This window comes from Streptomyces sp. NPDC088246, assembly GCF_044741025.1.
GTDB lineage: Bacteria > Actinomycetota > Actinomycetes > Streptomycetales > Streptomycetaceae > Streptomyces.
Genome location: NZ_JBIURV010000031.1, coordinates 61,266 through 85,601 on the forward strand (window position 1 = coordinate 61,266; position 24,336 = coordinate 85,601).

The 24,336-nt window shown below is 69.8% G+C and carries 25 protein-coding genes and 2 pseudogenes; 14 read left to right on the forward strand and 13 right to left on the reverse strand.

What is annotated here, in order from left to right; all coding sequences use genetic code 11:
- The first annotated feature begins 45 nt into the window (after positions 1-45).
- The 4 genes and pseudogenes from ACIPEK_RS33235 to ACIPEK_RS33250 all read left to right on the forward strand — a co-directional run bounded on the left by ACIPEK_RS33235 (position 46) and on the right by ACIPEK_RS33250 (position 2,724).
- Positions 46-723 (forward strand): AIM24 family protein, encoded by a 678-nt coding sequence (locus ACIPEK_RS33235; protein WP_383073191.1) that lies wholly within the window; start codon positions 46-48, stop codon positions 721-723.
- A gap of 44 nt (positions 724-767) precedes the next feature.
- Positions 768-1,583: pseudogene (locus ACIPEK_RS33240) on the forward strand (ATP-binding cassette domain-containing protein); the annotation flags it as partial.
- A 257-nt stretch (positions 1,584-1,840) separates the two neighbouring features.
- The gene (locus ACIPEK_RS33245; RefSeq protein WP_402003837.1) at positions 1,841-2,509 is read left to right on the forward strand and encodes an ABC transporter; all 669 of its coding nucleotides are present in this window, start codon (positions 1,841-1,843) and stop codon (positions 2,507-2,509) included.
- A 14-nt stretch (positions 2,510-2,523) separates the two neighbouring features.
- Positions 2,524-2,724, forward strand: a complete 201-nt coding sequence (locus ACIPEK_RS33250; protein WP_093899291.1) for a hypothetical protein — start codon at positions 2,524-2,526, stop codon at positions 2,722-2,724.
- On the opposite strand, the gene ACIPEK_RS33255 is transcribed toward ACIPEK_RS33250, so the two are convergent.
- The 5 genes from ACIPEK_RS33255 to zapE all read right to left on the reverse strand — a co-directional run bounded on the left by ACIPEK_RS33255 (position 2,721) and on the right by zapE (position 7,252).
- On the reverse strand, positions 2,721-3,593 hold the full coding sequence (locus tag ACIPEK_RS33255; RefSeq protein WP_402003894.1) for a polysaccharide deacetylase family protein: 873 nt from the start codon (positions 3,591-3,593) through the stop codon (positions 2,721-2,723). The genes ACIPEK_RS33250 and ACIPEK_RS33255 overlap by 4 nt on opposite strands.
- Positions 3,594-3,721: 128 nt before the next feature.
- Positions 3,722-4,081 (reverse strand): hypothetical protein, encoded by a 360-nt coding sequence (locus tag ACIPEK_RS33260; RefSeq protein ID WP_402003841.1) that lies wholly within the window; start codon positions 4,079-4,081, stop codon positions 3,722-3,724.
- A 50-nt stretch (positions 4,082-4,131) separates the two neighbouring features.
- Positions 4,132-5,511 carry an alkaline phosphatase PhoX gene (locus tag ACIPEK_RS33265; RefSeq protein ID WP_402003843.1) on the reverse strand — a complete coding sequence of 460 codons (1,380 nt, stop codon included), beginning with the start codon at positions 5,509-5,511 and terminating at the stop codon, positions 4,132-4,134.
- Between the two features lie 125 nt (positions 5,512-5,636).
- Positions 5,637-6,062 (reverse strand): OsmC family protein, encoded by a 426-nt coding sequence (locus tag ACIPEK_RS33270; protein ID WP_383073203.1) that lies wholly within the window; start codon positions 6,060-6,062, stop codon positions 5,637-5,639.
- Between the two features lie 98 nt (positions 6,063-6,160).
- A complete protein-coding gene (gene zapE / locus ACIPEK_RS33275) occupies positions 6,161-7,252 on the reverse strand; it encodes a cell division protein ZapE (RefSeq protein ID WP_402003846.1) in 1,092 nt (363 codons plus the stop codon).
- 37 nt (positions 7,253-7,289) lie between these two features.
- On the opposite strand from zapE, the gene ACIPEK_RS33280 reads away from it, so the two are divergent.
- The 4 genes from ACIPEK_RS33280 (at position 7,290) to msrB (ending at position 10,507) form a co-directional block, all read left to right on the forward strand.
- The gene (locus ACIPEK_RS33280) at positions 7,290-8,054 is read left to right on the forward strand and encodes a pyrimidine reductase family protein (protein WP_402003849.1); all 765 of its coding nucleotides are present in this window, start codon (positions 7,290-7,292) and stop codon (positions 8,052-8,054) included.
- Between the two features lie 147 nt (positions 8,055-8,201).
- Complete coding sequence (locus ACIPEK_RS33285) at positions 8,202-8,654, forward strand: indole-3-glycerol phosphate synthase (RefSeq protein ID WP_351255283.1); 453 nt, start codon at positions 8,202-8,204, stop codon at positions 8,652-8,654.
- A gap of 41 nt (positions 8,655-8,695) precedes the next feature.
- Entirely contained in the window at positions 8,696-10,090 is a 1,395-nt protein-coding gene (murC, locus tag ACIPEK_RS33290) for a UDP-N-acetylmuramate--L-alanine ligase (RefSeq protein ID WP_402003852.1), read from the forward strand.
- A gap of 9 nt (positions 10,091-10,099) precedes the next feature.
- Positions 10,100-10,507, forward strand: a complete 408-nt coding sequence (msrB, locus tag ACIPEK_RS33295) for a peptide-methionine (R)-S-oxide reductase MsrB (protein ID WP_114247299.1) — start codon at positions 10,100-10,102, stop codon at positions 10,505-10,507.
- A gap of 34 nt (positions 10,508-10,541) precedes the next feature.
- Here the strand turns inward: msrB and ACIPEK_RS33300 are convergent, their stop codons facing one another.
- On the reverse strand, positions 10,542-11,012 hold the full coding sequence (locus ACIPEK_RS33300; RefSeq protein ID WP_383073211.1) for a hypothetical protein: 471 nt from the start codon (positions 11,010-11,012) through the stop codon (positions 10,542-10,544).
- Between the two features lie 323 nt (positions 11,013-11,335).
- Between ACIPEK_RS33300 and ACIPEK_RS33305 the strand changes: the two genes are divergently transcribed.
- Both ACIPEK_RS33305 and ACIPEK_RS33310 read left to right on the forward strand, forming a co-directional pair.
- Positions 11,336-12,415, forward strand: a complete 1,080-nt coding sequence (locus ACIPEK_RS33305; protein WP_402003857.1) for a dihydrodipicolinate reductase — start codon at positions 11,336-11,338, stop codon at positions 12,413-12,415.
- Complete coding sequence (locus ACIPEK_RS33310; RefSeq protein WP_402003860.1) at positions 12,412-12,891, forward strand: carboxymuconolactone decarboxylase family protein; 480 nt, start codon at positions 12,412-12,414, stop codon at positions 12,889-12,891. The genes ACIPEK_RS33305 and ACIPEK_RS33310 overlap by 4 nt, the downstream gene beginning before the upstream one ends.
- A 53-nt stretch (positions 12,892-12,944) precedes the next feature.
- On the opposite strand, the gene ACIPEK_RS33315 is transcribed toward ACIPEK_RS33310, so the two are convergent.
- The 4 genes and pseudogenes from ACIPEK_RS33315 to ACIPEK_RS33330 form a co-directional block, all read right to left on the reverse strand.
- Entirely contained in the window at positions 12,945-14,588 is a 1,644-nt protein-coding gene (locus tag ACIPEK_RS33315; protein WP_402003863.1) for a GMC oxidoreductase, read from the reverse strand.
- Positions 14,589-14,766: 178 nt separating this feature from the next.
- Positions 14,767-17,196: a GTPase-associated protein 1-related protein gene (locus tag ACIPEK_RS33320; RefSeq protein WP_402003866.1), complete on the reverse strand. Its 2,430-nt coding sequence runs from the start codon at positions 17,194-17,196 to the stop codon at positions 14,767-14,769.
- Positions 17,197-17,650: 454 nt separating this feature from the next.
- On the reverse strand, positions 17,651-17,896 hold the full coding sequence (locus ACIPEK_RS33325) for a DUF397 domain-containing protein (protein WP_383960728.1): 246 nt from the start codon (positions 17,894-17,896) through the stop codon (positions 17,651-17,653).
- A pseudogene (locus ACIPEK_RS33330) lies at positions 17,893-18,195 on the reverse strand (Scr1 family TA system antitoxin-like transcriptional regulator); the annotation flags it as partial. The pseudogene ACIPEK_RS33330 and the gene ACIPEK_RS33325, both read right to left, overlap by 4 nt.
- 68 nt (positions 18,196-18,263) lie before the next feature.
- On the opposite strand from ACIPEK_RS33330, the gene ACIPEK_RS33335 reads away from it, so the two are divergent.
- The gene (locus ACIPEK_RS33335; RefSeq protein WP_402003869.1) at positions 18,264-18,728 is read left to right on the forward strand and encodes an ATP-binding protein; all 465 of its coding nucleotides are present in this window, start codon (positions 18,264-18,266) and stop codon (positions 18,726-18,728) included.
- A 328-nt stretch (positions 18,729-19,056) separates the two neighbouring features.
- Entirely contained in the window at positions 19,057-19,800 is a 744-nt protein-coding gene (locus ACIPEK_RS33340) for an SDR family NAD(P)-dependent oxidoreductase (RefSeq protein ID WP_402003872.1), read from the forward strand.
- A 199-nt stretch (positions 19,801-19,999) separates the two neighbouring features.
- Here the strand turns inward: ACIPEK_RS33340 and ACIPEK_RS33345 are convergent, their stop codons facing one another.
- Positions 20,000-20,986: an LLM class flavin-dependent oxidoreductase gene (locus ACIPEK_RS33345; RefSeq protein ID WP_402003875.1), complete on the reverse strand. Its 987-nt coding sequence runs from the start codon at positions 20,984-20,986 to the stop codon at positions 20,000-20,002.
- 192 nt (positions 20,987-21,178) lie between these two features.
- Positions 21,179-21,907 (reverse strand): glucose 1-dehydrogenase, encoded by a 729-nt coding sequence (locus tag ACIPEK_RS33350; RefSeq protein ID WP_402003878.1) that lies wholly within the window; start codon positions 21,905-21,907, stop codon positions 21,179-21,181.
- A 333-nt stretch (positions 21,908-22,240) separates the two neighbouring features.
- Here ACIPEK_RS33350 and ACIPEK_RS33355 point away from each other — a divergent pair, with 333 nt between their 5' ends.
- On the forward strand, positions 22,241-23,065 hold the full coding sequence (locus ACIPEK_RS33355) for an LLM class F420-dependent oxidoreductase (RefSeq protein ID WP_402003881.1): 825 nt from the start codon (positions 22,241-22,243) through the stop codon (positions 23,063-23,065).
- 81 nt (positions 23,066-23,146) lie between these two features.
- Positions 23,147-23,575 carry a TIGR03668 family PPOX class F420-dependent oxidoreductase gene (locus ACIPEK_RS33360; RefSeq protein WP_383073231.1) on the forward strand — a complete coding sequence of 143 codons (429 nt, stop codon included), beginning with the start codon at positions 23,147-23,149 and terminating at the stop codon, positions 23,573-23,575.
- A 49-nt stretch (positions 23,576-23,624) separates the two neighbouring features.
- On the opposite strand, the gene ACIPEK_RS33365 is transcribed toward ACIPEK_RS33360, so the two are convergent.
- Positions 23,625-24,254, reverse strand: a complete 630-nt coding sequence (locus tag ACIPEK_RS33365; protein WP_402003885.1) for a MerR family transcriptional regulator — start codon at positions 24,252-24,254, stop codon at positions 23,625-23,627.
- Positions 24,255-24,336: the final 82 nt, after the last annotated feature.

Consider the following 24,336-nt stretch of genomic DNA (forward strand, 5'->3'; position numbering starts at 1 on the left):
AACGCTTCTTGGCGGAATGAATCGCTCCGGGTGAGGATGCACCGCATGAAGAGTGATCTCTTTTCCAGTGAGAACATGGCGCAGCAGGCAACCGCCCCCGGGATGACCCTGCAGAACGCCAAATCCATCAAGTACGCCGTCAACGGCGAGATGCACGCCCGCCAGGGAGCGATGATCGCCTTCCGCGGTGATCTGCAGTTCGAGCGCAAGGGTCAGGGCCTCGGCGGCTTGCTCAAGCGCGCCGTCACCGGTGAAGGGCTGCCGTTGATGGCGGTCCGCGGCCAGGGCGAGGCCTGGTTCGCGCACGAGGCCGCCAACTGCTTCATCGTGGACATGGAGCAGGGCGACGTCCTCACCATCAACGGCCGCAACGTGCTCTGTTTCGACGCCACGCTCTCCTACGAGATCAAGACCGTGAAGGGCGCCGGGATGACCGGCGGCGGCATCTTCAACAGCGTCTTCACCGGATACGGCAAGCTCGGCCTGATGTGTGAGGGCCACCCCATCGTGATACCCGTCACGCCCCAGCAGCCGGTGTGCGTCGACACGGACGCGGTGGTCGGCTGGAGCGCCAACCTGACCACATCGCTGCACCGCTCGCAGAGCTTCGGCTCGATGATGCGCGGCGGGTCCGGAGAGGCCGTCCAACTGCGGCTGGACGGCGAGGGATTCGTGATCGTACGGCCCAGCGAGGCCAAGCCCGAGAAGGCATCGGCCAACTGAACCTGAGCGGGGTGGGCCGCCGGTACGGCCTCGGCGGACCATGGGTGCTGCGCGGGGTCGACCTCGACCTGCCCCCGCACACCCTGATCCGCATCGAGGGTGCCAACGGCACCGGCAAGTCGACGCTGCTGAGGCTGCTCGCCGGGATCGACGCCCCGACAGAGGGCCGGATCACCGGCCGCAGGCCCCGTACGGCATACGTCCCCGAGCGCTTCCCGGCCGCGCTGCCGTTCACCGCGGCCGGGTACCTGGTCCACCTCGGCCGGATCCACGGCCTGCGGGCCTCCGAGGCGGCGGACCGGGCGCAGTCGTGGCTCGCCCGTTTCGGGGCCGCCGGCCATGCCCGTACACCTCTTCCGGAACTCTCCAAAGGGACCAGCCAGAAGGTCGCCGTCGCCCAGGCGCTCCTCGCCGAACCGGAGCTGCTGGTCCTGGACGAGGCATGGACCGGCCTGGACGCCGCGGCCCGCGACGAGCTGGACCGGGCCGTGGCCGAGCGGATCGCGGCAGGCTCCACCGTCGTCTTCGTCGACCACGACCCGCGCCGGCTCGCCGGGGTGGTCGACGCCGCGTTCCGGGTCGAGGGGCACGGGCTCGCCGCCGTACCCGTGGCGCGAGCCGCGGGGACCGGGCCGCAGGTACGCATCGAGGCGGCGGGCCCACCGGGCGCCGCACTCCCCGCCGGGCTGCCGGGTACGCCCGAGCGCACGCGCGCGGCAGACGGGGCCGTACGGCTCACCGTCGCGGCCGCGCACTCCGACGCGCTGCTGCGCGCGCTGCTCGCCGCGCGCCCGCCCTGGCACATCCGACAGCTGACGACCGCCCCCGGCGCCGCTCCGGAGCCGGAGGCCGCTCCGCACACGAAGGCCGCCGCGGGCACGACGGCCCCGGGCACGAAGGCCCCGGGCACGAAGGCCCCGGGCACGACGGCCCCGGGTGTTGCCGCCCCGGGCACGACGGCCCCGGGTGTTGCCGCCGCGGGCACGACGGCCCCGGGTGTTGCCGCCCCGGGTGCTGCCGCCCCGGGCACGACCACCCCGGACCCGGGTGCCGTTCCCGGGTCCGCCCCCACGGCCGTTGCACCGACCCCCTGTAACCGCTCGACTCCCGAGGTGCCATGACCGCCCTCCTCCGCTATCAGGCCGCCCTGCTGATCCGCTCCCAGCGCTGGCTCGCCCCGGTACTGCTGTACGCGGCCTTCCTCGGCATCGGCGTCCAGTCGGGGCAGCCCGTCCTCGACTCGCTCGGCTACGCTGCCGCCGGGCTCCTGCCCGTCACCGCCTGGCTCGTACGGCTCTGCGTCAACCAGGAGCCGCCCGCTGCCCGTACCGTCGCTGCCGCGGTGGCGGGATCGCCGCGTGTCCACCTCGCCTCGCTGCTCGTCGCGCTCGGGTGCGCCGGGCTCCTGGGCGCGGTCGCCACCCCGATCGTGCTGCTGATCAGCTCGCCGACCAGCACCGACAACACCGTCCGGGTGCCACTGCTGCCCGCGGGGCTCGCCGGACTGCTCGCCGCCGTCTGCTGCGTGCTGCTGGGGGCGGCCGTCGGTGCGCTGTGCACCCGGCCGCTGCTGCACCGGCGCGGCTGGTCCGTCGCCACCACCGTGCTCGCCGCACTGCTGGCCCTGGTGACCAGCGGCTCGCCGGCCAACCACGCCGTGACGGGTCTGGTCACCGGCTCGCAGACCGGCACGGTGCACGTGCCGCTCCTGCCGCTCGTCGCAGCCGCCGCGATCGCAGCGGCGGTGGCCGCGCTCGCCTGCAGGCTCACCTCGCTGCGCGGCTGAGTAGTCTCCTGCGCATGGATGAGCGCAATGGCGTACGCGTGGACGAGTCGTACTGCAAAACGCCTGCCGTGGCCCCCGCACCCGCCGCGGGACCTCCGTACGCCGAGTGCGTGCTGTGCCGGAAGCCGACCGAGTACCCGGAGTCGGTCAAGGGCGTCACGCTCTGCCCGGTCTGCGAATGGCAGGAGGCCCAGCGCACGGCGTGCTCCGGCTAGGCAGGGCGCGTTCGCATCAGGTCGGAGACCTTCACGAAGCGGTACCCGCGCTTGCGCAGCTCCGGGACCACCTGGCGCACCGCCTCGTCCGTGACCGGTGCCGCGCTGCGGGTGCAGTGCATGACGACCACCGAGCCCGGCTTCACCCCGTTCAACACCTGCTGCGCCACCGCGTCCGCATCCGTCGCGAACGCGTCGCCGCTGACGACGTCCCACTGCACCGCCGTCACCTTCTCGGGCGCGAGCGCGCGCAGCGCCGCATTGTCGTAGCAGCCGCCGGGGAAGCGGAAGTACGGCACCACATTGCGCACACCGGCCTTCCGGAACGCGGCGAAGGCCCGCTCGACATCGCCGCGCATCTCGCCCTTCGCCACGGTCGGCAGTCCATAGCAGGGGGACTTGAAGGCGTAGTGGCTGTACGAGTGGTTGGCGATCTCGAAGAGCGGATCGGCGCCGATGGACCGGGCCTGCGTCGGGTACTCATCGGCCCACCGCCCCGTCATGAACACCGTCGCGGGAACCTTCAGTCGGCGCAGCAGCGCGATCAGTCCGGGGTTGTCGAAGTGCTCGCCCGCAGCCGCGCGCGGCCCCTCGTCGGCCGTCATATCGGCGTCGAAGGTCAGCGCCACAACCTTCCCGGCCGTCTTGGCCCCGCGCGTGAAGACGGGCGTCAGCGCGCCCGGGCCCGGTGTCATGGTGGGCGGCTGCTCCGTCGCGGCGGGGGGTGCGCTCACGAGCGGCGGTGCCGAGGCCGTCTGCGACGGTGCGTCGGCGACAACGGGCGTACGCTCCGCAGCCGGGGAGCCTCCGGGGCTCCCGCACCCGGCAAGGCCGCCGAGTACCGTGCCCAGGACAGTCAGAGCCGTCAGATTCCGTACAGAGTTCGTCACTCACGGAAAGTACCGGATTATCTGACTGACAGTTGTATGTGGTGATCCTCCGCATCGAAGTCGTTCTCGGATTCACTCCGGCCGTGGAGCCGCCGAGAAGTGTCTGATCAGCCATCGAGCAGATGTTCCGCTGTGAAGCCGAGGAGCCGCCGCGCGGCCGTGGTGTCCACCGGCGCGGTACGCCCGGGCAGGGGGCGCAGGAGCCGGGCGGTGGGGTGATGGCGGCGCAGGAGCTCTTCCGTCGGAAACGGCACGAGGGTCTCGGGCGCGCACAGATGTACGGCGTGCGCACCCGGCCCGGCTACGTCGAAGGCGAGCAGGGCGGCCCGTGCGGCGTCCCGGACCTCCAGGTACGTCCACAGATCCCGGGCACCGGCAGCCGGTTCCGCGGTGAGCCGCGCCGCGTGCGCACGCACCCGCTCGTCGAAGCCGCCGACGAAGGGGTAGCGCAGGCAGATCACGCTCATCGAGTGCCGCCGTGCCGGCAACAGTTGCCCGCCCCCTGCGCATCAACGCATCAGCGCCACGGCCCCGTCACCGCGAACGTCGTCCCCGGCGTATAGCAGTTGACGAACATCGTCCCGCCGTCCGGAGCGAACGTGACCCCGGCGAACTCGCCCCACGAGGGCTCCTCGGGCGTCCCGATGTTCTGCCGGCCCCGCGCCATCGCGTACACCTCGCCGCCCCGCGTCAGGCCGAACACATGCTGCGCGCCGTCGCCGTCCTCGCACACCATCAGCCCCCCGTCGGAGGCCAGGCAGATGTTGTCGGGGGACTCGCCGGGCAGCTGGACGTCCGTAGCGGGGCCGAAGGCGATCACCAGCGTGAGACGACGCCGCTTCGGCTCGTACCGCCATACCTGGCCGTAGTGATCGGCCGCCGAACCCTGCGAGCTGTGCGCGAAGCTGGAGACGAAGTAGACCGACGACCCGCCCCAGTAGCAGCCCTCCAGCTTCTGCGCGTGGGTGATGCCCTTCGGGCCGAAGTCCTGGAACCTGATCGGGGTTCCGGTGGCCGGCGGATCCGGTACGGGGACCCACTCGATGCCCTCGAAGCTCGCACCGGTCTCCTGGACCACGGAGAGGTCGGGGACGCCCGGCACCCGCATGGCCTCCAGATGACCGCCGGCCCGCAGCGAGCCCGTACCGCCGAGCGGCTTGTTCGGCAGGAAGCGGTAGAAGAGCCCGAACGGTTTGTCGAAGGCGTCCTCCGTCTCGTACACGATCCCGTTCTTCGGATCGATCGCGATCGCCTCGTGCTGGAAGCGGCCCATCGCGGTGAGCGGCACGGCCCCGGTGCGGTGCGGATCGGCGCCGTCCACTTCGAAGATGAAGCCGTGGTCCTTGGTGTAACCGTTGGTGCCGGCCTTGTCCTCGGTCTCCTCGCAGGTCAGCCAGGTGTTCCAAGGGGTGCGGCCGCCCGCGCAGTTCACCGCCGTACCGGCGATGGCGACGCGTTCGCCGAGGACGTTGTTGCGGCCGTCCAGCTCCAGGGCCGTACAGCCGCCCTTGCCCATCGGGTCGTAGGTGAGGCCCTCGACGGTCGGGACCGGGATTCTTCCGGTGGCGCGGTTCTCGTGATTGCGTACGAGACGGACGTGTCCGTGCCGGCCCGCGAAGGCGGCCATGCCGTCGTGGTTGCTGGGGACCTGGCCCTCGCCGGAGCGGAGCGGGTCGCCCTCCCGGGACAGGACCCGGTAGCGGAAGCCCTTCGGGAGGTCGAGCAGACCGTCCGGGTCGGGCACGAGCGGGCCGTAGCCGCTGTGTCCACGGGCGGCGGCGGTACCCGCGAAGAGTTCGGAGAACGCCCCGGCGAAGGCGATCGAGGCAACGGCCGCGCCGCTGCCGGCCAGGACCTGTCGTCGTGTTGCGAGTTGTCGTGCTGCTGCTGATGACATGAGGCAACTCCCTGCTGGCGGACAGGAGAAGTGACCCGCATGTGTGTACCACGCGTATCGCCGCGCGGGAACCACGCGGGTCACTGAGCCTCGTGCGTGTCACGGGTCCGCAGGGGCCCGTGGGGTCAGGCCAGGGACGCGGTGAGCGTGATCGTCGTGCCCGTGAGCGCCTGGCTGACCGGGCAGTTCGCCTTGGCGTCCTCGGCGGCCTTGAGGAAGCCCGCCTCGTCGAGACCCGGCACCTCGCCCTGGACGGTGAGGTGAATACCGGTGATGCCGGTACCGGGCTGGAAGGTCACGTCGGCCTGGGTGTTCAGTCGGGTCGGCGGGGTACCGGCGGTGGCCAGGCCGTTGGACAGCGCCATCGAGAAGCAGCTGGAGTGCGCCGCCGCGATGAGCTCCTCGGGGCTGGTCTTTCCGTTCGCCTTCTCCGCGCGGGACGGCCAGGAGACCTCGTAGTCGCCGATGCCGGAGGAGTCGAAAGTGACGACACCCTTGCCCTCGATCAGGTTGCCTTCCCAGACCGTGTGCGCCTGACGCGTGGTAGCCATACTGGATCCCTTCAAACGGTGTGCGCGGTGATACGGGAGATACGAGGCGCGCCGAGGCACCTCGGTGGTACGCCCCCGAAGGGGGGTACGCCCCGAACCTACTGCGCCACCAGACCCTTTGCGTCGCGCGCCAGCGCCGTCAGCCGGGAGATCGCCCGGAAGTACTTCTTCCGGTACCCGCCGTTCAGCATCTCCTCACTGAACAGCTTGTCGAACGGGACCCCGGAGGCGAGCACCGGCACCTCCCGGTCGTACAGCCGGTCGGCGAGGACGACGAGCCGCAGCGCGGTCGACTGGTCCGGCACCGGCTGGACCTCGGTGAGGCAGACCGCCCGCAGTCCGTCCGTCAGTGCGCCGTAGCGGCTCGGATGGACCCGGGCGAGATGGTCGAGGAGCGAGGGGAAGTCGTCCAGGCTCGCGCCCTCGGTGGCGTACGCGGCCTTGGTGACCTGCTCGTCGGAGTACGGCGCGGGCGCCTCGGGCAGCCCGCGGTGGCGGTAGTCCTCGCCGTCGATCCGCAGCGGATGGAAGTGCGCGGACAGCCCCTGGATCTCCCGCAGGAAGTCGGCGGCGGCGAACCGGCCCTCGCCCAGCTTGCCGGGCAATGTGTTCGAGGTGGCGGCGAGCGCGACCCCGGCCTCGACCAGCCTGCTGAGCAGCGACGACACCAGAACCGTGTCGCCCGGGTCGTCCAGCTCGAACTCGTCGATGCACAGGAGCCGGTGCCCGCTCAGCGTCCGCACGGTCTGCTGGAAGCCCAGCGCACCGACCAGGTTGGTCAGCTCGACGAAGGTGCCGAACGCCTTCAGCGAGGGCGCGGCGGGCGTGGCGTGCCAGAGAGAGGCCAGCAGGTGCGTCTTGCCGACGCCGTAGCCGCCGTCGAGGTAGACGCCGAGGGGCCCCGCGGGCGCGGCCGGCTTCCTGCTGAACCACTTGCGCTTGCCCGAGCCGCTGGCGTGTGCCCCGCCGAGCCCGGCCGCGAATCCGCTCAGGACCCCGACCGCCTCGGTCTGGCTGGGCTGGTTGGGGTCCGGGACGTACGTATCGAAGCGTACGGAGTCGAAGCGCGGCGGCGGCACCATCTCGGCGACCAGGCGGTCGGCAGGGACGTGCGGCTCAAGGGCACACAGGGACAGCGGGGCCGTTTCGGCTATGGGGCTCTGCCCCGGCACGGCGATGGAGGACGACACAACCATCAACCTTAAGCGCCGTGCCAGACTGCAGAACATGCGACGCCTCTTCCCTGTGACCGACCCGACACCGGCTGACGACGAGGGGGAGTGGAGTCTGGACCATCTGGCCGACGCCTACGCGTACCCCGAGCAGGACGGCCCCTGGCTGCGCGCCAACATGGTTTCGACGCTCGACGGCGCCGCTCAGCACGACGGGCGCTCGCAGCCGATTTCCTGCGAGAGCGACATGCGGATCTTCGGCACCCTGCGCGGTCTGGCCGATGTGGTCGTGGCGGGGGCGGAGACCGTACGGCTGGAGGGCTACCGGCCCGCCAGGGCCCGCGAGGCCTTCGCCGCCCGCCGGGCAGCGGCCGGGCAGGGGCCCGCACCGGCGATCGCCGTGGTGAGCGGCAGCCTGGACCTGGACTTCTCGTTGCCGCTCTTCGTCTCGCCGCTCGTCCCGACTCTCGTGCTGACCGGCAACGGAGCCCCTGCGGACCGGATCGAGGCGGCGCGGAAGGCGGGCGCCGAGGTGGTGATCGCGGGGGAGGGCTCCCGGGTGGACCCCGCCAGGGCCGTACGTGAGCTGGCGGACCGCGGACTCAAGCGGTTGCTGACCGAGGGCGGACCCAGGATGCTGGGCCAGTTCGTGGCGGCCGGGGTGCTGGACGAGCTCTGTCTGACCCTCTCGCCGATGCTGACCGCCGGAGACGCGCAGCGGATCGCCGGTGGCCCCTCGGTGGCCGTGCCGGAACGATTCTCCCTGACATCGATGCTGGAAGAGGCCGGGTTCCTCTTCACCCGATACCGTCGGATCTGACAATCGGCGGAATTTACCGCTCCGGTTAGCTTCCGGTGGGCACAATTACTCGCAGACCCCGTGCGACCACGGGGAAGGATGGTTTCAGCAGAGACCGGCGACGGTTACTGAAGCAGAAGGGCGCCTGTGGTGTTCACCAGCGTTTTGATGATCGAGAAGCCCCTCACTTCCGAGGACGTCGAGTTCGTCACCACCCTGCACGGGGAGGAGCGGACCTCCTTCGTCGTGCTCATGCAGCCGCGCGGTGACCAGGCCGATGTGCTGTTGCGGGCCATCGACGACCTGGCGATGGGCGAACTGAAGGAAGCCGCCCGGGAGGGTGAGGAGCCGGAGGGCAAGAATGCCAGGCAGTCTGCCGAACTGGCGCTCGAAGTGTCGCTCGAGGCCCTGCGGCAGGCAGGCTCCGAAGCGGTCGGGCAGGTGATCGAGGAGCACCCGCTGGACAAGCTGAAGTCCGTGGTCGACGACGCGGAGGCCGATGAAGTCATCGTGCTGACCGCGCCGCACTACGTGGAAGAGTTCTTCCACAGGGACTGGGCGTCCAGGGCCCGGCACAAGGTCGGCGTACCGGTGCTCAAGCTCTTCGCGCACAGCGAATAGGCTGGGCGGGTACTCGTTTCAACTTCTGGGGAGACACACGCATGGCACCCGGTATTCCTGCCGCCATGGAACGACCGCACTTCATCGGCATCGGCGGCGCCGGAATGTCGGGCATCGCGAAGATCCTCACCCAGCGCGGTGCGAAGGTCGCGGGCAGTGACGCCAAGGAGTCGGGAACGGCCGAGGCGCTGCGGGCGCTGGGGGCGACCGTCCACATCGGGCACGCCGCCGGACATCTGGCGGACGACGCCTCGTGCGTGGTCGTCTCCAGCGCCATCCGCGCCGACAACCCGGAGCTGGTGCGCGCGGCCGAGCTGTCGATCCCCGTCGTGCACCGCTCCGACGCGCTGGCCTCCCTGATGGGGGGCCTGCGCGCGATCGCGGTGGCCGGTACGCACGGCAAGACGACCACCACATCGATGCTGGCCGTCGCCCTGTCCGAGCTGAACCTCGGCCCCTCGTACGCCATCGGCGGAGACCTCGCGGGCCCCGGCACCAACGCCGCTCACGGCGAGGGCCAGATCTTTGTCGCCGAGGCGGACGAGAGCGACCGCAGCTTCCAGAAGTACGACCCCGAGGTCGCGATCGTCCTCAACGTCGAGCTGGACCACCACGCGAACTACGCCTCGATGGACGAGATCTACGAATCCTTCGAGACGTTCGCAGGCAAGATCGTCCCCGACGGCACCCTGGTGATCGCCGCCGACCAGCCCGGCGCCGTCGAGCTGACCAAGCGGGTGCGCGCCCTGTCCTCGGTGAAGGTCGTCACCTACGGCGAGTCCGAGACCGCCGACGTACGCGTCCACAAGGTCACCCCGCGCGGCCTGACCAGCGAGGTAACGGTCATCCTGAACGGGAAGTACCTCACCTTCACGGTCTCCGTGCCCGGTCGCCACTACGCCCACAACGCGGTCGCGGCCCTCGCCGCCGGTGTCGCCCTCGGTATCCCGGCCCACAACCTGGCCTCGGCCCTCGGCAAGTACACGGGGGTCAAGCGCCGTCTCCAGCTCAAGGGCGAGGCCGCGGGCGTGCAGGTCATCGACTCGTACGCACACCACCCCACCGAGATGACCGCGGACCTCGAAGCGATGCGCGGCGCCGCATCCGACGCCCGCCTCCTGGTCGTGTTCCAGCCCCACCTCTTCTCCCGCACCCAGGAGCTCGGAGCCGAGATGGGCCAGGCCCTCGCACTGGCCGACGCCTCCGTGGTCCTGGACATCTATCCGGCCCGCGAGGACCCGATCCCCGGCATCACCAGCGACCTGATCATCGACGCCGCGAGGTCCGCGGGCGCCGATGTCACCGCCGTACACGACAAGGCGGCGGTCCCCGAGGCCATCGCGGGAATGGCGAAGCCCGGCGACCTCGTTCTCACCATGGGGGCGGGCGACGTCACGGACCTCGGCCCGCAGATCCTGGACCACCTGTCGAGCTGAGGGAGCGACGTGTCGTACGACATCGAGAAGCCGGACGAGCAGTGGCGGGCGGAGCTGACGCCCGCCGAGTACGCGGTCCTGCGCCAGGCCGGCACCGAACCCGCCTTCGTCGGCGAGTACACCGACACCAAGACCACGGGCGTCTACTCCTGCCGCGCCTGTGACGCGGAACTGTTCCGCTCCGACACCAAATTCGAGTCGCACTGCGGCTGGCCGTCCTTCTACGACCCGAAGGACACGGACGCGGTCGAACTGATCCAGGACCGCAGCCACGGCATGGTCCGCACCGAGGTCCGCTGCGCCCGCTGCGGATCGCACCTCGGCCATGTCTTCGAGGGCGAGGGCTACCCGACCCCGACGGACCAGCGGTACTGCATCAACTCGATCTCACTGCGCCTGACGCCCGACGAGGGCTGACGGCCACGACCTGAGCGAGGGCTGACGCCGGGCGTCAGCCCTCGTCCTCGCCCTCGGGGTGCTCCGGCCGCAGCAGCGGGTGGGCGACCCCCGGGAAGACCCTGGCCCGCACGACCGGCTCCGCGGACCCGCCCTGGACGACCGTCTCGGCGACACCCCACGGCCGGCCGGGCAGCACGACCGTCAGGATGTACGAGGACGCGCAGCCCGTGCAGTCGTAACGGTCCGCCCAGGTCTCCACGTCCGTGACACTGCCGGGGTAGCGCGCCACATGCCGGTGCAGCGCGTGGCAGCGCTCGCACCGCTCGCCCGGCTCGCACGTACCACCGCAGGGGCACGGAACGTCGAGCGAGTCGGCGGGACGCCAGCGCTGGGTGAGGACGGCCTCACGCGTGGCACCCATGTCCTTCATCGCCTTCAGGTTGCGGGCGGCGACGTTGTACGACTCGCCGGTCGCGGCCATCCGGTCCCGGATGACGTCCTTGCGTCCGCGGTTCGTCGTCATGGCTTCCTCATCTGTTCCTCTGGCGGTTCATGCAGCCCGTCAGGAGGCGCACAAGATTGTACCTACGGTACCGGTCGCTCCGAGGAAGCCGTGACGTATGTCCGGCCGGGTCCGGAAGCTCAGGACAGGGACGGTTCGGGAGCGAGCGTCTGCAGCCCGATCCACGAGATCCGCACCGTCCCCGGAGGGAATGGCCTCGGCGATCCGCGCGAACGGCACGCTGTCCGGGAACGCCCACTCGCCGCCCTGCTACGCACGAGCGATTGGAATTCTTTCCGGTCACGCCACTATGAACTGATGCGCCCTCTCGCTACCCTCCGCGCATGATTTCCACGGTTGTCTGGGGTACCGGCAACGTCGGCCGCGCGGCGATCCGTGCCGTCGATGCCCATCCGGCGCTGACGCTCACCGCCGTGCTCGTCCACAACCCCGACAAGGTCGGCCGCGACGCGGGCGACCTCGGAGGGCTCGACCGCGGTCTGGGGGTTGCCGCGACCGACGACATCGACAGTGTGCTGGCCGCCGGTCCCCAGGCGGTGGTGTACGCGGCGTCCGGCGACATCCGCCCCGACGAGGCCCTCACCGACATCATCAGGGCGATCCGGGGCGGAGCCGTAGTCGTCACCCCTGCGGTGTACGCGCTCTACGACCGGCTGGGCGCCCCGCCGGAGTTGCGGGATCCGGTGCTGGCCGCCATCGCTGAGGGCGGCGGCTCGCTGTTCGTCTCCGGTGTCGACCCCGGCTGGGGCAACGACGTACTGCCGCTGCTGATCAGCGGACTCGGCACCACCGTGGACGTGATCCGCTGTCAGGAGATCTTCGACTACTCCACCTACGACCAGGAGGACTCCGTCCGGTACTTGGTCGGCATGGGACAGCCGATGGACTATGAGCCTCTGATGCTTGCGCCGACGGTCCCCACGATGGTCTGGGGCGGCCAAGTGCGGCTGATGGCCAGGGCCCTCGGCGTCGAACTCGACGACATCCGCGAGACGTTGGACCGGCGCCCTCTTGAGACCATGGTGAGTACCAGGACGATGGGCGAGTTCGAGGCGGGCACCCAGGGCGCTGTCCGGTTCGAGGTGCAAGGCATCGTCGAGGGCGAACCCCGCATCATCATCGAGCACATCACGCGCATCCATCCGTCCTGCGCACTGGACTGGCCGACGCCGCCCGACGGCGACGGCGCACACCGGGTGGTCATCGAGGGCCGCCCGCGCATCGAGGTCACGGTCGAGGCCACCGACGAGGGCGAGAACCGGTCCGCGGGCGGGAACGCCACCGCAGTCGGCAGGCTCGTGAGCGCCATCGACTGGCTTGTGGGCGCGGAACCCGGACTTTACGACGCGCTCGACGTCCCACTGCGCCCCGCGGTTGGCAGGCTCGGAAGGAGACAACGATGAACATCGATATCCCCGAAGGCAAGGATGCGATCGAGTACGTGTGGGGGGAGATGATCCCCGGGATCGGGATCGCCGCCGCGAATTTCTCGATGTCGGTGTATGCCCACACGACCCTCGGACTACGCGAGTTCGAGGCCGCGCGGTTGCGGATCGCACAGATCAACGGATGCGTCTTCTGCCTCGATTGGCGGACCGAACGGGACGGAGCGAAGGTCGAGGAGGAGTTCGCCGACGCGGTGGCCCACTGGCGCACCACCGACGCCTTCGACGACCGGACCCGGTTGGCCGCCGAGTACGCCGAGCGGTACGCCCTGGATCACCACGGCCTCGACGACGAGTTCTGGTCCCGGATGACCGCGCACTACAGCCAGCCCGAGATCGTGGAGCTGAGCATGAGCATCGGCTCGTGGCTGGCGTTCGGCCGGCTCAACCATGTGCTGGGCCTCGACACCGTGTGCGCGCTGCCAGGGCGCTGAAGGGTCCGGGGCCGCTCGGTGAGCCCGCCCGGCCCCGGGCTTCGATCTCACCGTTACAGGTCGGCGGCGATGATCTCTTCGATGTTCCGTTCGGCGAGCGCGGTGATGGTGACGAACGGGTTGACACTGGTGTTGCCGGGGATCAGCGAGCCGTCGATGACGTACAGGCCGGAGTAGCCGTGGAGGCGGCCGTAGTTGTCGGTGGCCTTGTTCAGCACCGCGCCTCCGAGCGGGTGGTACGTGAGGTGATCGCCCCAGATCTTGTAGGTGCCGAAGAGGTCGGTGCGGTAGATCGTCCCCTCCGTCTTGTTGATCTTGTCGAAGATCGTCTTGGCCGCGTCGATGGACGGCTGCTTCCAGGAGGTCTGCCAGCTCAGATCGACCTTGCTCGTCGCGGCGTTCCAGGAGAACTCGGCTCGGTTCGGGTTCTTGGTGATCGCCAGATAGAACGAGGCGTACGTCTCGATCCCGGTGGGCAGCGGCGCGACCTCGGCGAACGCACCACCAGTGGCCCAGTTGTCGATGCCGCCCGTGGGTATGGACGCCTGGACGCTGCCGGTCGGGTCCCACAGGTGGTTGGCGCGGCCGCACATGACGTTGCCGTTGTCGCCCCAGCCCTTGCCGATCTCGTCGTTCAGGCGGGGCAGCGCTCCGGTGGCCTTCAGCGTGACCAGCAGCTTGCTGGTGCCGACGCTGCCTGCCGCGAAGAACACCTTGTCCGCGGTCACGGACTTGGTGGCCGTGGTGTCCCCGTTGGTGTCGATCTGGTCGATGACGACGGTGTAGCCGCCACCGGCCGCCGGGGCGACCGAGGTGACTTTGTGCAGTGGAGAGATGGTGACCTTGCCGGTGGCCTTGATCTGGGCTATGTAGGTCTTCGGCAGCGACTTCTTGCCGTAGTTGTTGCCGTAGAGGATCTCGCCGTCCAGCGCCGATCTGGGGACGGTACCGGCCGCCTCCTGCTTCATGTAGTCCCAGTCGTACACGGCGGGAACGAAGACGAACGGGAAGCCGGAACGCTGGGCTTGCTTACGGCCGACCCGGGCGTACTGGTAGCACTCGGCGGTCTCGAACCAGGCCGGGTCGATGGTGTTGACCCCGAGCCCGGCGTTGGCACGCGGGTAGTAGATGCCGTACATCTCGTCGGCGTTCACCGACGGGAGGATGGCGCCGAAGTTCTCGCGCTTGGGAGTGACCGCCATGCCGCCGTTGACCAACGAACCGCCTCCGACACCGCGCCCCTGATAGACCGTGATGCCGCCGAATTCCTCGGCGTCCAGGATCCCGGTGTAGCGGGAGATGTCCTTGTCGATGGGGAAGCCGAGGAAGTTGCTGAGGGGCTGTTTGGTTTTGGTGCGGAGCCAGTAGGACCGGTTGTCCGGCTGGGTCGTGTTGGCGAAGATCTTGCCGTCCGGGCCGGGCGTGTCCCAGGCCATGCCCATCTCGATCATGTGTACGTCGACGCCGGCCTGGGCGAGACGCAGGGCGGCGACGGAGCCCCCGTATCCGGTGCCGATCACCAGGGCCGGGACATGGGTCCCGGAGTCGATCGGAGTCGCAGTGGAGACAGCTTTCGCCTGAGCCGGGGCGGCGTGGCCGATGAGAGCCATGGCTCCCAGAATAGAACTGGTTCCTGCGATGAACCTTCGACGCGAGACACTCTTGGATCCAGCATCATGCATGGTGGTGTCACTCATGTGGCGTCCTTCACTCTCGACAGAGTGAAGCAGGTTCTACTGTCGATTGCGCGCAAAGTCACTACATACTTATAGGTAACTTCTGCCTGATCATGGACTCAGGGAAGCGCACAATCCGGCACAACTGGCGCCCGCGGGTTGCCCGAGGACTCGCGGCCTCTTGATGTCCTGAGCTTGGCTACGACCGCCGCACCCGTGCCGTCAGCCTGCTGCCGAGCCGTCTGCCGAAGCCGCCCGGCCGGTTCCACGCCCGGAACGCCTCCGCCGTGCGGCTGCTGCCCGTACGCTCGGCGGCCTCCGCCACGGCCGCCACCTCGCCTGCGGACAGTCCGCGCACCACGGGCCGCAGCACCTCCTCCAGCAGCGCCGCCCGCGTCTCGCTCCAGGCGCGGCCCGCATGCGGGTGTGAGCTCCAGACGGTGAAGCAGTCGGCCACATAAGCCGGTTCGGAACGCAGCCGGGCGAGGACGGCGTCTTGGCGGGCGGCCCTGCCGTAGGCCGCGATGAGGTCCGCGTCGTCGCTGTGGACGAACGCGTACAGCTCCGCCTCGGGCCGGTCCGGGGCGAGCAGTCTGCCGGCCAGGGCGCCGAACGCCTGGTCGCGCACGGCCGGTTCCACCGGGTCGGCCCCGGCGCACAGCTTCCGGGTCCGTTCCGTCCAGCCGGGCTCCGCCGCCCCCGACCGCACGTCCCGTGCGAACTCCAGGAGCAGCAGGGCGCCGCGCACCCGCTCATCGATCTCCTGCGGGAAGCCGCGCAACAGGTCATGGGCGAGTTCGGGGGCGTCCTCGTCGTCGGCGGGGGCGCCGAGCGCCGCCGCGACGAGAGCGGACCACGTACCGGCCGTACGGTGCGCGTCGGAGGTGGTCTCGCCCAGCAGCAGCCGGGCCTCACCCGCCGTGGGCGTATCCCCGCCCCACACAAGACCCACCGCGGTCCGCAGCACCAGCGGTTCGGTGAAAGGTGACATTCCGCCGGCGCGGACCACTGTGTGCAACACCTTCACCCGGTCGCCGCCGCCCGCCCTGGCGTCCGGCGCCGCCGCGCACATCCGCAGATGCGGCAGCGCCTGTGTCCCGGTGAACGGCAGGGCGACACCGGTCAGCAGCCGCTCCGTCCCCGCCGGATCGTGCGGGGCGATCCGGTCCAGCTCGCCCAGCAGCGCGGTACGGACATCGAACTGTTCGTCCAGGAGGTCGAGCAGTACCGGCCCGCAGTCGGCCGCCCCTTCACCCAGCAGGGACCGGGCCATCCCGTGTACGACATCGGGGAGCAGGTCCGCGCAGTCCACGTCGAGCAGCCGCGCGATCCGCAGCAGCTGCACGGTGCGCGCCACACTGCGGCCGGGCACGGTGGGCGCACCAGTGGCGAGTTCGGTACGCAGGTCGTCGCCCAGGGCCGTGACGAGTGCGGCGGCGGCACGCTCCCCGGCCGGTTCGGCGAAGGCCGAGCGCGCGGGCGGTTCGAGTGCGACATTGCCACCGCATACCGCCTCCGTCACCAGCAGAGCGGCGAGCGATGCGGTCGTGGCGGCGGGGGACCGTCCGTCGAGAGCGGTCAACAGCATTGCCACACAGGACAGTTCGGCGCTCGTGCGGTCGATGTCGGGAGCGGTCAGCGCGTCGGTCAGCCGCCGCGTCCGCTCCTCGTCCAGCGCGTACGGCCGTTCGGCGGCCCAGTCGGCTGCCGCGGCACGCTCGGCGGGGCCGAGCACGACGCCCGCGCAGAGTGCCGTGACGGCGAGTGGTCCGGCGGCGAAGGGTTCGCCGGGCAGCTCCGCCGCCGCCCGGAACAGCTCCGGAGACCGACTCCGCCAGATCCGGGCGCAGGTCTCGGCCCAGGTGTCGTCCACCGGTCCTTCCGGGCGTGGCCCGGCGCAGGTGTGCACCCGCGGTCCGTTGTCGGAGCCGTTCGGTTCCGGTGCGTCCTCGGGCAGCACTCCGACAACCCGGTGCGGGGACTGCGCCGGACGTCGGGTGTAGGTCGTGAAGGTCAGCCGCTGTGCGTTCTCCGGCGGGAGTACGGCTGTGGCCAGGGCGATCCACCGGGCCACATCGGCGCTCTGCCGCTCCACGATGACCACTCGCGTCGACGACGACTCCTCGCTCGCCCGGCGCAGGTCGGCGAAGACCGCCGCCAGCCAGGGGCTCCGGGAGACCGCGAAGTCGTTCAGCGCCTCCGGCCCGAAGGAGGCGGAGGCGGGCAGCGAGGCCATTCGGCCGGGCGTGCCGCCGTCCGGTGTGGTGGAGGCCCAGTTCGGCGACCGCCAGGCCGTGATCGCCGGTACGTCACCCGGCAGCCCGGTACCGGCCGGGAGATGCACCGCGTGCGCGTGGAAACGGCCTGCGCCGGGGCCGCCGAGTGCCACTGTACGGCTCAGCAGATGGCTGCCGTCAGACAGTGCGCTGAAGCTGAACGCCTCCGGAAAAGACCGGAGTTCAGCGGTCGTGGGGTGGTACGGGGCCCCGGCCGGCGGCTCGTAGCCGAGGAGCTGCTCGGCCTCGGCCAGCACCGGCGTGGGTATACCGGAGCTGACCGCCGTGAACCGCGCGCCGCCCCCGTCGTCCCCCGCAGAGGCAGAGGTGTAGTGCAACTGCGCGAGGCTCATGCGTCGGCCCTCTTCGTCCTTGCCGCGAACGTCCCCGTACCGTCAGCACGCCCGCTCCGTCGGCCGTCCGTCGAGGGCGGGCCGTCCGGGCGCAGCGACGACCCCGGCGGGGAGCGGTCCGCAATCGCGGGAGCGACGCTATCAAGGCACACCGCTCCCGCATGCACCCTGCCGGAAGGTCGCCCGGTCATCCCTTGTCGAGGCGTTCGGTCCAACGGGACGGTACGCAGCGCCCGTACGCCCGGCGTGGCCGGGGTTGCGACGTTCAGCCGGCCCTTGTGGGGCGACGCCGGGGTGAAGGAGGGTGGCCTGAGCGCGACGTGGGTCCTGGAAGCCGACAATGTCATCGAGCTGGCGCTGTCCTGACGTCTGACGCTTGACCACTGATACCCGCCGTGCCGCGCAACGGAGTTGATCCGGTGCGCGGCGCGGTGTCGTGCCGGTGTGTTTACGGTCAGCCGCTCACGGCGTACGCGACGAAGCCGGTCCAGGCGGCGGGGGAGAGGGCGAGCTGGGGGCCCTGCTCGACCTTGGAGTCCCGGACGTGGACGGTGGTGGGGCAGGTGGCTACCTCTACGCAGGAGTCGCCGGAACCGCCACTGTAGGTGGACTTGTGCCAGGAGAGGGCGACTTCTACGCAGGAGTCGCCTGAGGGGCTGCTGTAGCTGCTCTTGAACCAGGTCAGGTCTGTGGTGCTCATGCTGCTCCCCGCATCCGCTGCAACAGGCTCACGGAGTATTCGAGGGAGTGAGCCTGTGAACGCATCCTGGCATACCGCATCTGGAGCGTGCTGACGACTGCCGGGTCGACGTGGAAGTGACCATTTTCCTGTCCCTCGCTGTAGCCGAACCACCTGTGGTCCGGGGCCTCCAACAGCTGCATCGGACCGTCCAGCCCGGCGTGGCTCTCCCGAACCTGCGGCATGATCTGAACCTCGATGTTCCGGAGCTGGACCAGCCGGAGAACGTGATCGATGAGGTTCCGCGTGACGTCCGCGCCCGTACGCTGACTCAGCGTACGAGTTGCTGAGCTGGCCCGACGGGTGTTCCGGCCGTCACGGTGGGCGCATGGAAGCACTCTCCACTCCCCAACCACCGGTCACTGTACGTGTGTTCGGGCAACGCTTCAGCTCCACGCCCCGAGGAGCAAGGCTCGCCCGGCATCTCGCACTGCACGTGCTGCACGACCGGGGCATCCCGTACCGCAGTGACGCATCGGAGACGGCGGCGCTGATCATTGCCGAGCTGGCCGCGAACGCGGCAACGCACGGCCGGGTGCCGGGCCGCGACTTCGACCTGCGGCTGACCCATGCACCGGGCGACACGCAGGTACTCGGCGTCCTGCGGATCGAGGTGAGTGATACGCGGGGCGAGCGACGCCCGCCGGGGCCGGGGGAGCTTGTACCGCCGCCGCCCGGTTCCGGCAGCGGACACGGGCTGATCCTGGTCGAGGCGCTGGCCGACCGGTGGGCGGTGCTGGACCGCGTACCGCCGGGAAAGACGGTCCGCGCCGAGCTGGACCTGCTGTACTGACGGGCACGGGACCGCCCGTCGCGGGCCGGCCGGCGGTGCGTCTGGCAGAGCCGGCGCGGCTGCTGCAACTGACCGACCAGGCGATACCCCCTGCCCCGCAACGACCGGCAGTTCACCAACCCGCAGCGCAAGCCCGTCGAAGCTCACGTGCGACGTCCGTCGCCTGGATCGGGGGTCGCCGATCGCGGAAGAATAATTCGTTGGCGGCGGCCAGCAACCGCGCCCGCGCTGCCGTGCTGCGTGCCTGCGGCATCCGGACAGGTCTGTCTAGATTGGAGGTGTTACCGGACATTCCGGTCTGGAGAACAATTCGGAAAGGCGCATCCCCATGTCTGTGGAGCACGCGAACCCCGACCCGCACCCCATTACTGCCCTGGTCACCGGGGCCACGTCCGGCATCGGCCGGGCGGTCGCCAAGAGGCTCGCCGCCGACGGAATGTCCGTCGTCGTGGCCGGCCGCAACGCCCAGCGCGGCGCCGAGACCGTCAACGAGATCACCGCGGCCGGCGGCCACGCGCGGTTTGTCGAGGCGGACCTTGAGGACCCGGCCGGCATCGACCGGCTCGCCTCGGAGGTCGGCGAGATCGACGTCCTGGTCAACAACGCCGGGCGAGCCGTCTGGGCACCGACTGAGGAGATGAAGGTCTCCGACTACGACGCGATGTTCGCCAGCAACGTCCGCGCACCGTTCTTCCTCGTGGCGGCCTTCGCCCCGGCCATGGCGGCGAAGGGATCGGGCAGCGTGATCAACATCGGCAGCATGGCCGGCAGCCTGGGCCTGGCCAACGGCGCCGCGTACGGTGCGACCAAGGCCGCGCTGGCGTCACTGACGCGAGGCTGGACGGCCGAGTACAGCGGCCGCGGCATCCGCTTCAACACCGTCGCCCCCGGCCCCGTCTACACCCGGCCCGAGGCCCGCGACCTGTTCGACGCAATCGCCGAGACCACCGCGATGAAGCGGGCGGCCGAACCTGCCGAGATCGCCGAAGTCGTCGCATTCCTCGCCTCGCCGAAGGCCGGCTACGTCACCGGCGCGACCGTCGCCGTCGACGGCGGCCGCACCGCCATCTGAGCCCGCCAGCTCTGAGACTCGCCCACTTCTGGGTCGAGGTGCTCCAGCCCTGCCTCCGAGGCCGACGCGCAGCGGCTGGGCGCGCTCGGCGCGTCCCGGATCCGCGATGTCGCCCAGGGGCCGGCTCGCTCGACCAGAGGCTTCGATCTGCGGAGGGCTGCCGTGCACGCCGCGCACGAGGTGCGCGACGCCTCGGTTCCTATACGTCGCGGGCGATGGCGATGAATCGTTCGAGCTCGCCGGGGATGTCGGGGCCGGTGGGCTGGTAGGAGATTTCGGTGATGCCGTCTCGGGCGTAGGCGCTGAGCCTGTCGCGGATGCGGTCGGGGGTTCCGGTGACGGTGGTGGAGGTGATGGCCTGCCAGCTTCCCGCGTTCCAGGCAGCGGTGTCGGCCGCGTTGAGGTCGGTGAGGTGCTGGTCGTGTACGGCCAAGTGGCGTTGGGCTCGGGGATGGGCGGTGATGGCGTCGAGCCAGACTTGTCCGCCGGGCAGGGCGGTGGGGTCGCCGCCGAATTCGTAGGCGGCGTGGTAGGCCAGAGCGTTGCCGGGTCCGGCGGCGGCGCGGACGCGCGGGGAGTCGAGTGGTTCGTCCTCGCCCAGGACGGTGCCGTGGATGCCCAGCGCGGCCCAGGTGAACTCGTGGGCGTGGGCGGTCTCGCCGTTGACGCTGAAGAGGCCGTCAGCGATCTCGCGGGTGACGGCGAGACCTTTGGGGCCGAGCGCGGAGACCAGTACCGGAATGTCGATGGGGCGCTGCGGTGCGTTCGTGCCGGGATGCATCATGCGCATGGGGGCGTCGTCCCATTCCACGGTCTCACCGCGCAGCAGACCGCGTACCGTTCGGACGTAGGTGCTGAGATAGGACCAAGTGGCCGCGGGTGCGCCGAGGGCGCGCGTGCCGTTGAAGCCGGTGCCGAAGGCCAGGGCCACGCGGCCGGGTGCGAGGGCGGCGAGAGTGGCGGCGCCGGAGGCGTTGACCATCGGATGGCGCAGTGTCGGGACGAGGACACCGGGGGCGAGGCCGATGCGGTGGGTGCGTTCGGCGGCCAGCGCCAGCATCGCCCACACGTCGGGACTTTGGGCGGGTGTGTCGTAGAGCCAGGCGCGGTGGTAGCCCAACTGATCCGCGACGGCGATGTGTTCGGGCGAGTGCAGGGATGTGGCGAACTGACAAGAGATGTCCATCGGTCAGGCTCCTTGGGCAGGAAGGAAATTCACACCTCGCAGGCTCAAGCCTTCGGGGCTCTGAGCTGGGCGGGGTGATCGATCGGCACGTGCGGCGTCAGCGGAGTGGGGCTGATCTGAAAGCTCTCTGTCCGCGGGTGGTCACGACGGGTCCACGAACTGAACGACACTGTCGGATGCGCCGTTGCGGTATCAGATTTGCGCTCTGCCGCCATCAACGAAAAGTTCGATTCCCGTGACGAAGCTGGAGTCATCCGAGGCCAGGAAGAGCGCCGCCCTGGCAACTTCGTCGGGCTCCCCCATGCGGCCCATCGGAATGGTGGACGCAATCCTCTCGATGGCGTCCTGGGGTTGCGCCGCCACAAGCGGCGTTTCGATCGGACCAGGGCTGAGGACATTGGACCGGATACGGCGATCCTTCAGCTCTACCGTCCATCCTCGAACGAAATTCCGGATGGCGGCCTTGCTGGCGCCGTAGACCGAGAAAGCGGGGGTTCCCTTGACGCTCGCAACGGAGCCCGTGAGGATGATGGAAGCGCCGTCATTCAAGAGCGGTAGGGCCTTTTGCACCGTAAAGAGCGCACCCTTCACGTTGATGTCGAAAATTTTGTCGAAATGGTCTTCCGTGACGTCTTCCAGCGAAGCGAACTCGGCTAGACCGGCGTTGGCGAAGACGATATCGATCCGCCCATTCGCCTTGACGGTCTCGTAGAGGCGGTCAAGGTCGGCCGGTTCGGCGACGTCGCCCTGAACGCCGCATACGTTGCTGCCGATTGCCTGCATGCCTTCATCGAGTTCTTTCTGGCGGCGGCCCGTGATGAAGACATAGGCGCCCTCTCTGACGAAGAGCTTTGCTGTGGCCAGCCCGATCCCTGTGGTGCCGCCGGTGATGACCGCCACTTTTCCTTGTAGTTTGCCCATGGTCACTGCTCCCGATAGCGGTAGATATGGATGGTCGGACGGCCCGGGTTCATCCCGGATGACGCAATCATCGTTCGGATGGAACAGATCGAGCCGACACACGCACGCCGAATGGCGAATTAAAAAGCCAAGCGGCGGTCCGAGCGGTGCTGTCCGCCGCACCTGGTGGCTGAGAAAGTGGCACTGACCGGCGCGAGGTTGCGACCGCGGGCCTGGAACCGTGCTCCGAGATGGTCCTCCCGGGTGGTCATCGGGGCGAGATCACCCGGGGTGGGTAGTCAGGGATCTGTGCCACCAGTTCCTTTCCCGTACTCGCCCCTTTGAGGAGCCGTCGTGAAATTCGGGGTCTCGACCTTCATCACCGACCAGGGCATCCGCCCGACCTCACTCGGAATCGCCCTTGAGGAACGTACGTTCGACTCGTTGTTCATCGCCGAGCACAGCCATATCCCGGCGAGCCGCGAGACGCCCTACCCGGGCGGTGGTGAGCTGCCGGAGATCTACTACCGCACCCTTGACCCCTTCGTGGCCCTGACCGCGATCGGTGTGGTGACCGAGCGGCTGCTGTTGGGCACCGGCATCGCGCTGATCCCGCAGCGCGACCCGATCATCACGGCGAAGGAGGTGGCCTCGCTCGACCTGGTCTCCGGTGGCCGGGTGATTCTCGGCGTCGGTGTCGGCTGGAACCGTGAGGAGATGAGGAACCACGGAACCGACCCCTCCACCCGCGGCCGGCTCACCGATGAGCGGCTGCGTGCCATGCGGGAGCTGTGGACCGAGGAGAAGGCCGAGTTCCACGGCGAGTTCGTGAACTTCGATCCGGTCTTCGCCTGGCCCAAGCCCGTGCAGCGCCCCCATCCGCCGATCTACGTCGGCGGTGGCGAGGGCGCGTTCCGACGGGTGGCGCAGCTCGGAGACGCGTGGCTGGCCAACAGCATGTCGCCGCAGGAGCTCGGTCCGCAGATCGAACGGCTGCGTGTCCTCGCCGACCGCGAGGTTCCGGTGACGGTGTACGCGGCTCCCGACGACCCCGAGCAGGTCGAGGGCTACATCGGTCTGGGGGTCGAGCGGCTGCTGTTCTACGTACCGACGTTGCCGGAACGGGAGACGCTGGAGTACCTGGACCGACTGGCCGAAGTCGCTGCCCGGTACCGCTGAGGCGCCGGAGACCGCTGCGCCTCGGGAGTGCGGGACCGATCCGAAATTCCGTAACCGCCGTGACTGCTGGAAGAAGGTGCGATGCCGACTCTGACGAGCGCTGAGGCACGGGAGCGGTTCGCCGCGGCGCGCATCGCCCACCTTGCGACGGCCGACACGGAGGGCCGCCCGCACCTGGTTCCGGTGGTGTTCGCCCTGGACGGCGACGCGGTGATGCTGGCCGTCGACCACAAGCCGAAGCGGACGACGCGGCTGAGACGTCTGGCCAACATCGCCGCCAACCCCTCGGTCTGCCTGCTCACCGACCACTACGAGGAGGACTGGGACCGCCTGTGGTGGGCCCGGGCCGATGGCACGGCCCGCGTGCTCCCGCCACCGGACCGGTCCTCCGAGGCGGGCCGCGGCATCGGCCTGCTCACGGCTAAATACCGGCAGTACGCCGACCGGCCGCCCGGCGGACCGGTGGTCGAGGTCTCGGTCCTGCGCTGGAGCGGCTGGCGCGCGTCGTGACAGCACGTCGCCGGAGAGCGCGAGGCGGGGGCCGTCACGCTCCCCGCCCTCAGGTACGAGTTGCCGGTTCCGTGGTTGAAGAGCGTGGACCATCCTCCGAGCCGCATCGGGTTCTCGCCGATCCGTCCAAGGAGTCGAGGTAGGTGGAGAGCTGACCGGCGGCGTACAGCTGGGCCATTCCGCGGGACGTGAGGTCGCGCCGCCACCCTTCCAGGGTCCTGGCCAGCGCTTCGAGGCTGCCGGCGTCGCGGAGTTCTCCGAGGACGGTGGCGATGGTGCCCAGGGGCCGGCCTCCACGGCGCAGCAGGTGTGCCAGTTCGGCGTCGCGCACGTCCTGCGCAAGGTACTGGCGGTGCCCGCGCGGGTCACGTTGTGGGGTGAGGACTCCAGCGCGTTCCCAGGTGCGCAGGGTGGCCGGGTCGAGCGCGAGGTGGCGGGCGAGTTCACCGATGCTGTAAGGCGTCCGAGTGCTGGCCGCTGCATTCTGGGTGGAGGCTCCGAGGTGTGAGAGCGCCGCTTCGACGGTTCGCAGCGTGTTGCGGTCGCGTGTCAGGAGCGAGTGCCCGTCGTCGACGTACTCCAGCGCTTCGTCGAGCCGGCCGCCGGTGACGGCATGCATGATGCGTCGGCTCGTCGAGTAGCCGAAGGCAGGGACGAGCGCCAGGTAGGCCGGCGGCATGAGTGGCGGTGTAGTCCCGGTACCCCGTCCCGCTGCGGTGGGCCGGCGGGATGATGCCGGCGTCCTCGTAGTTGCGGACCGC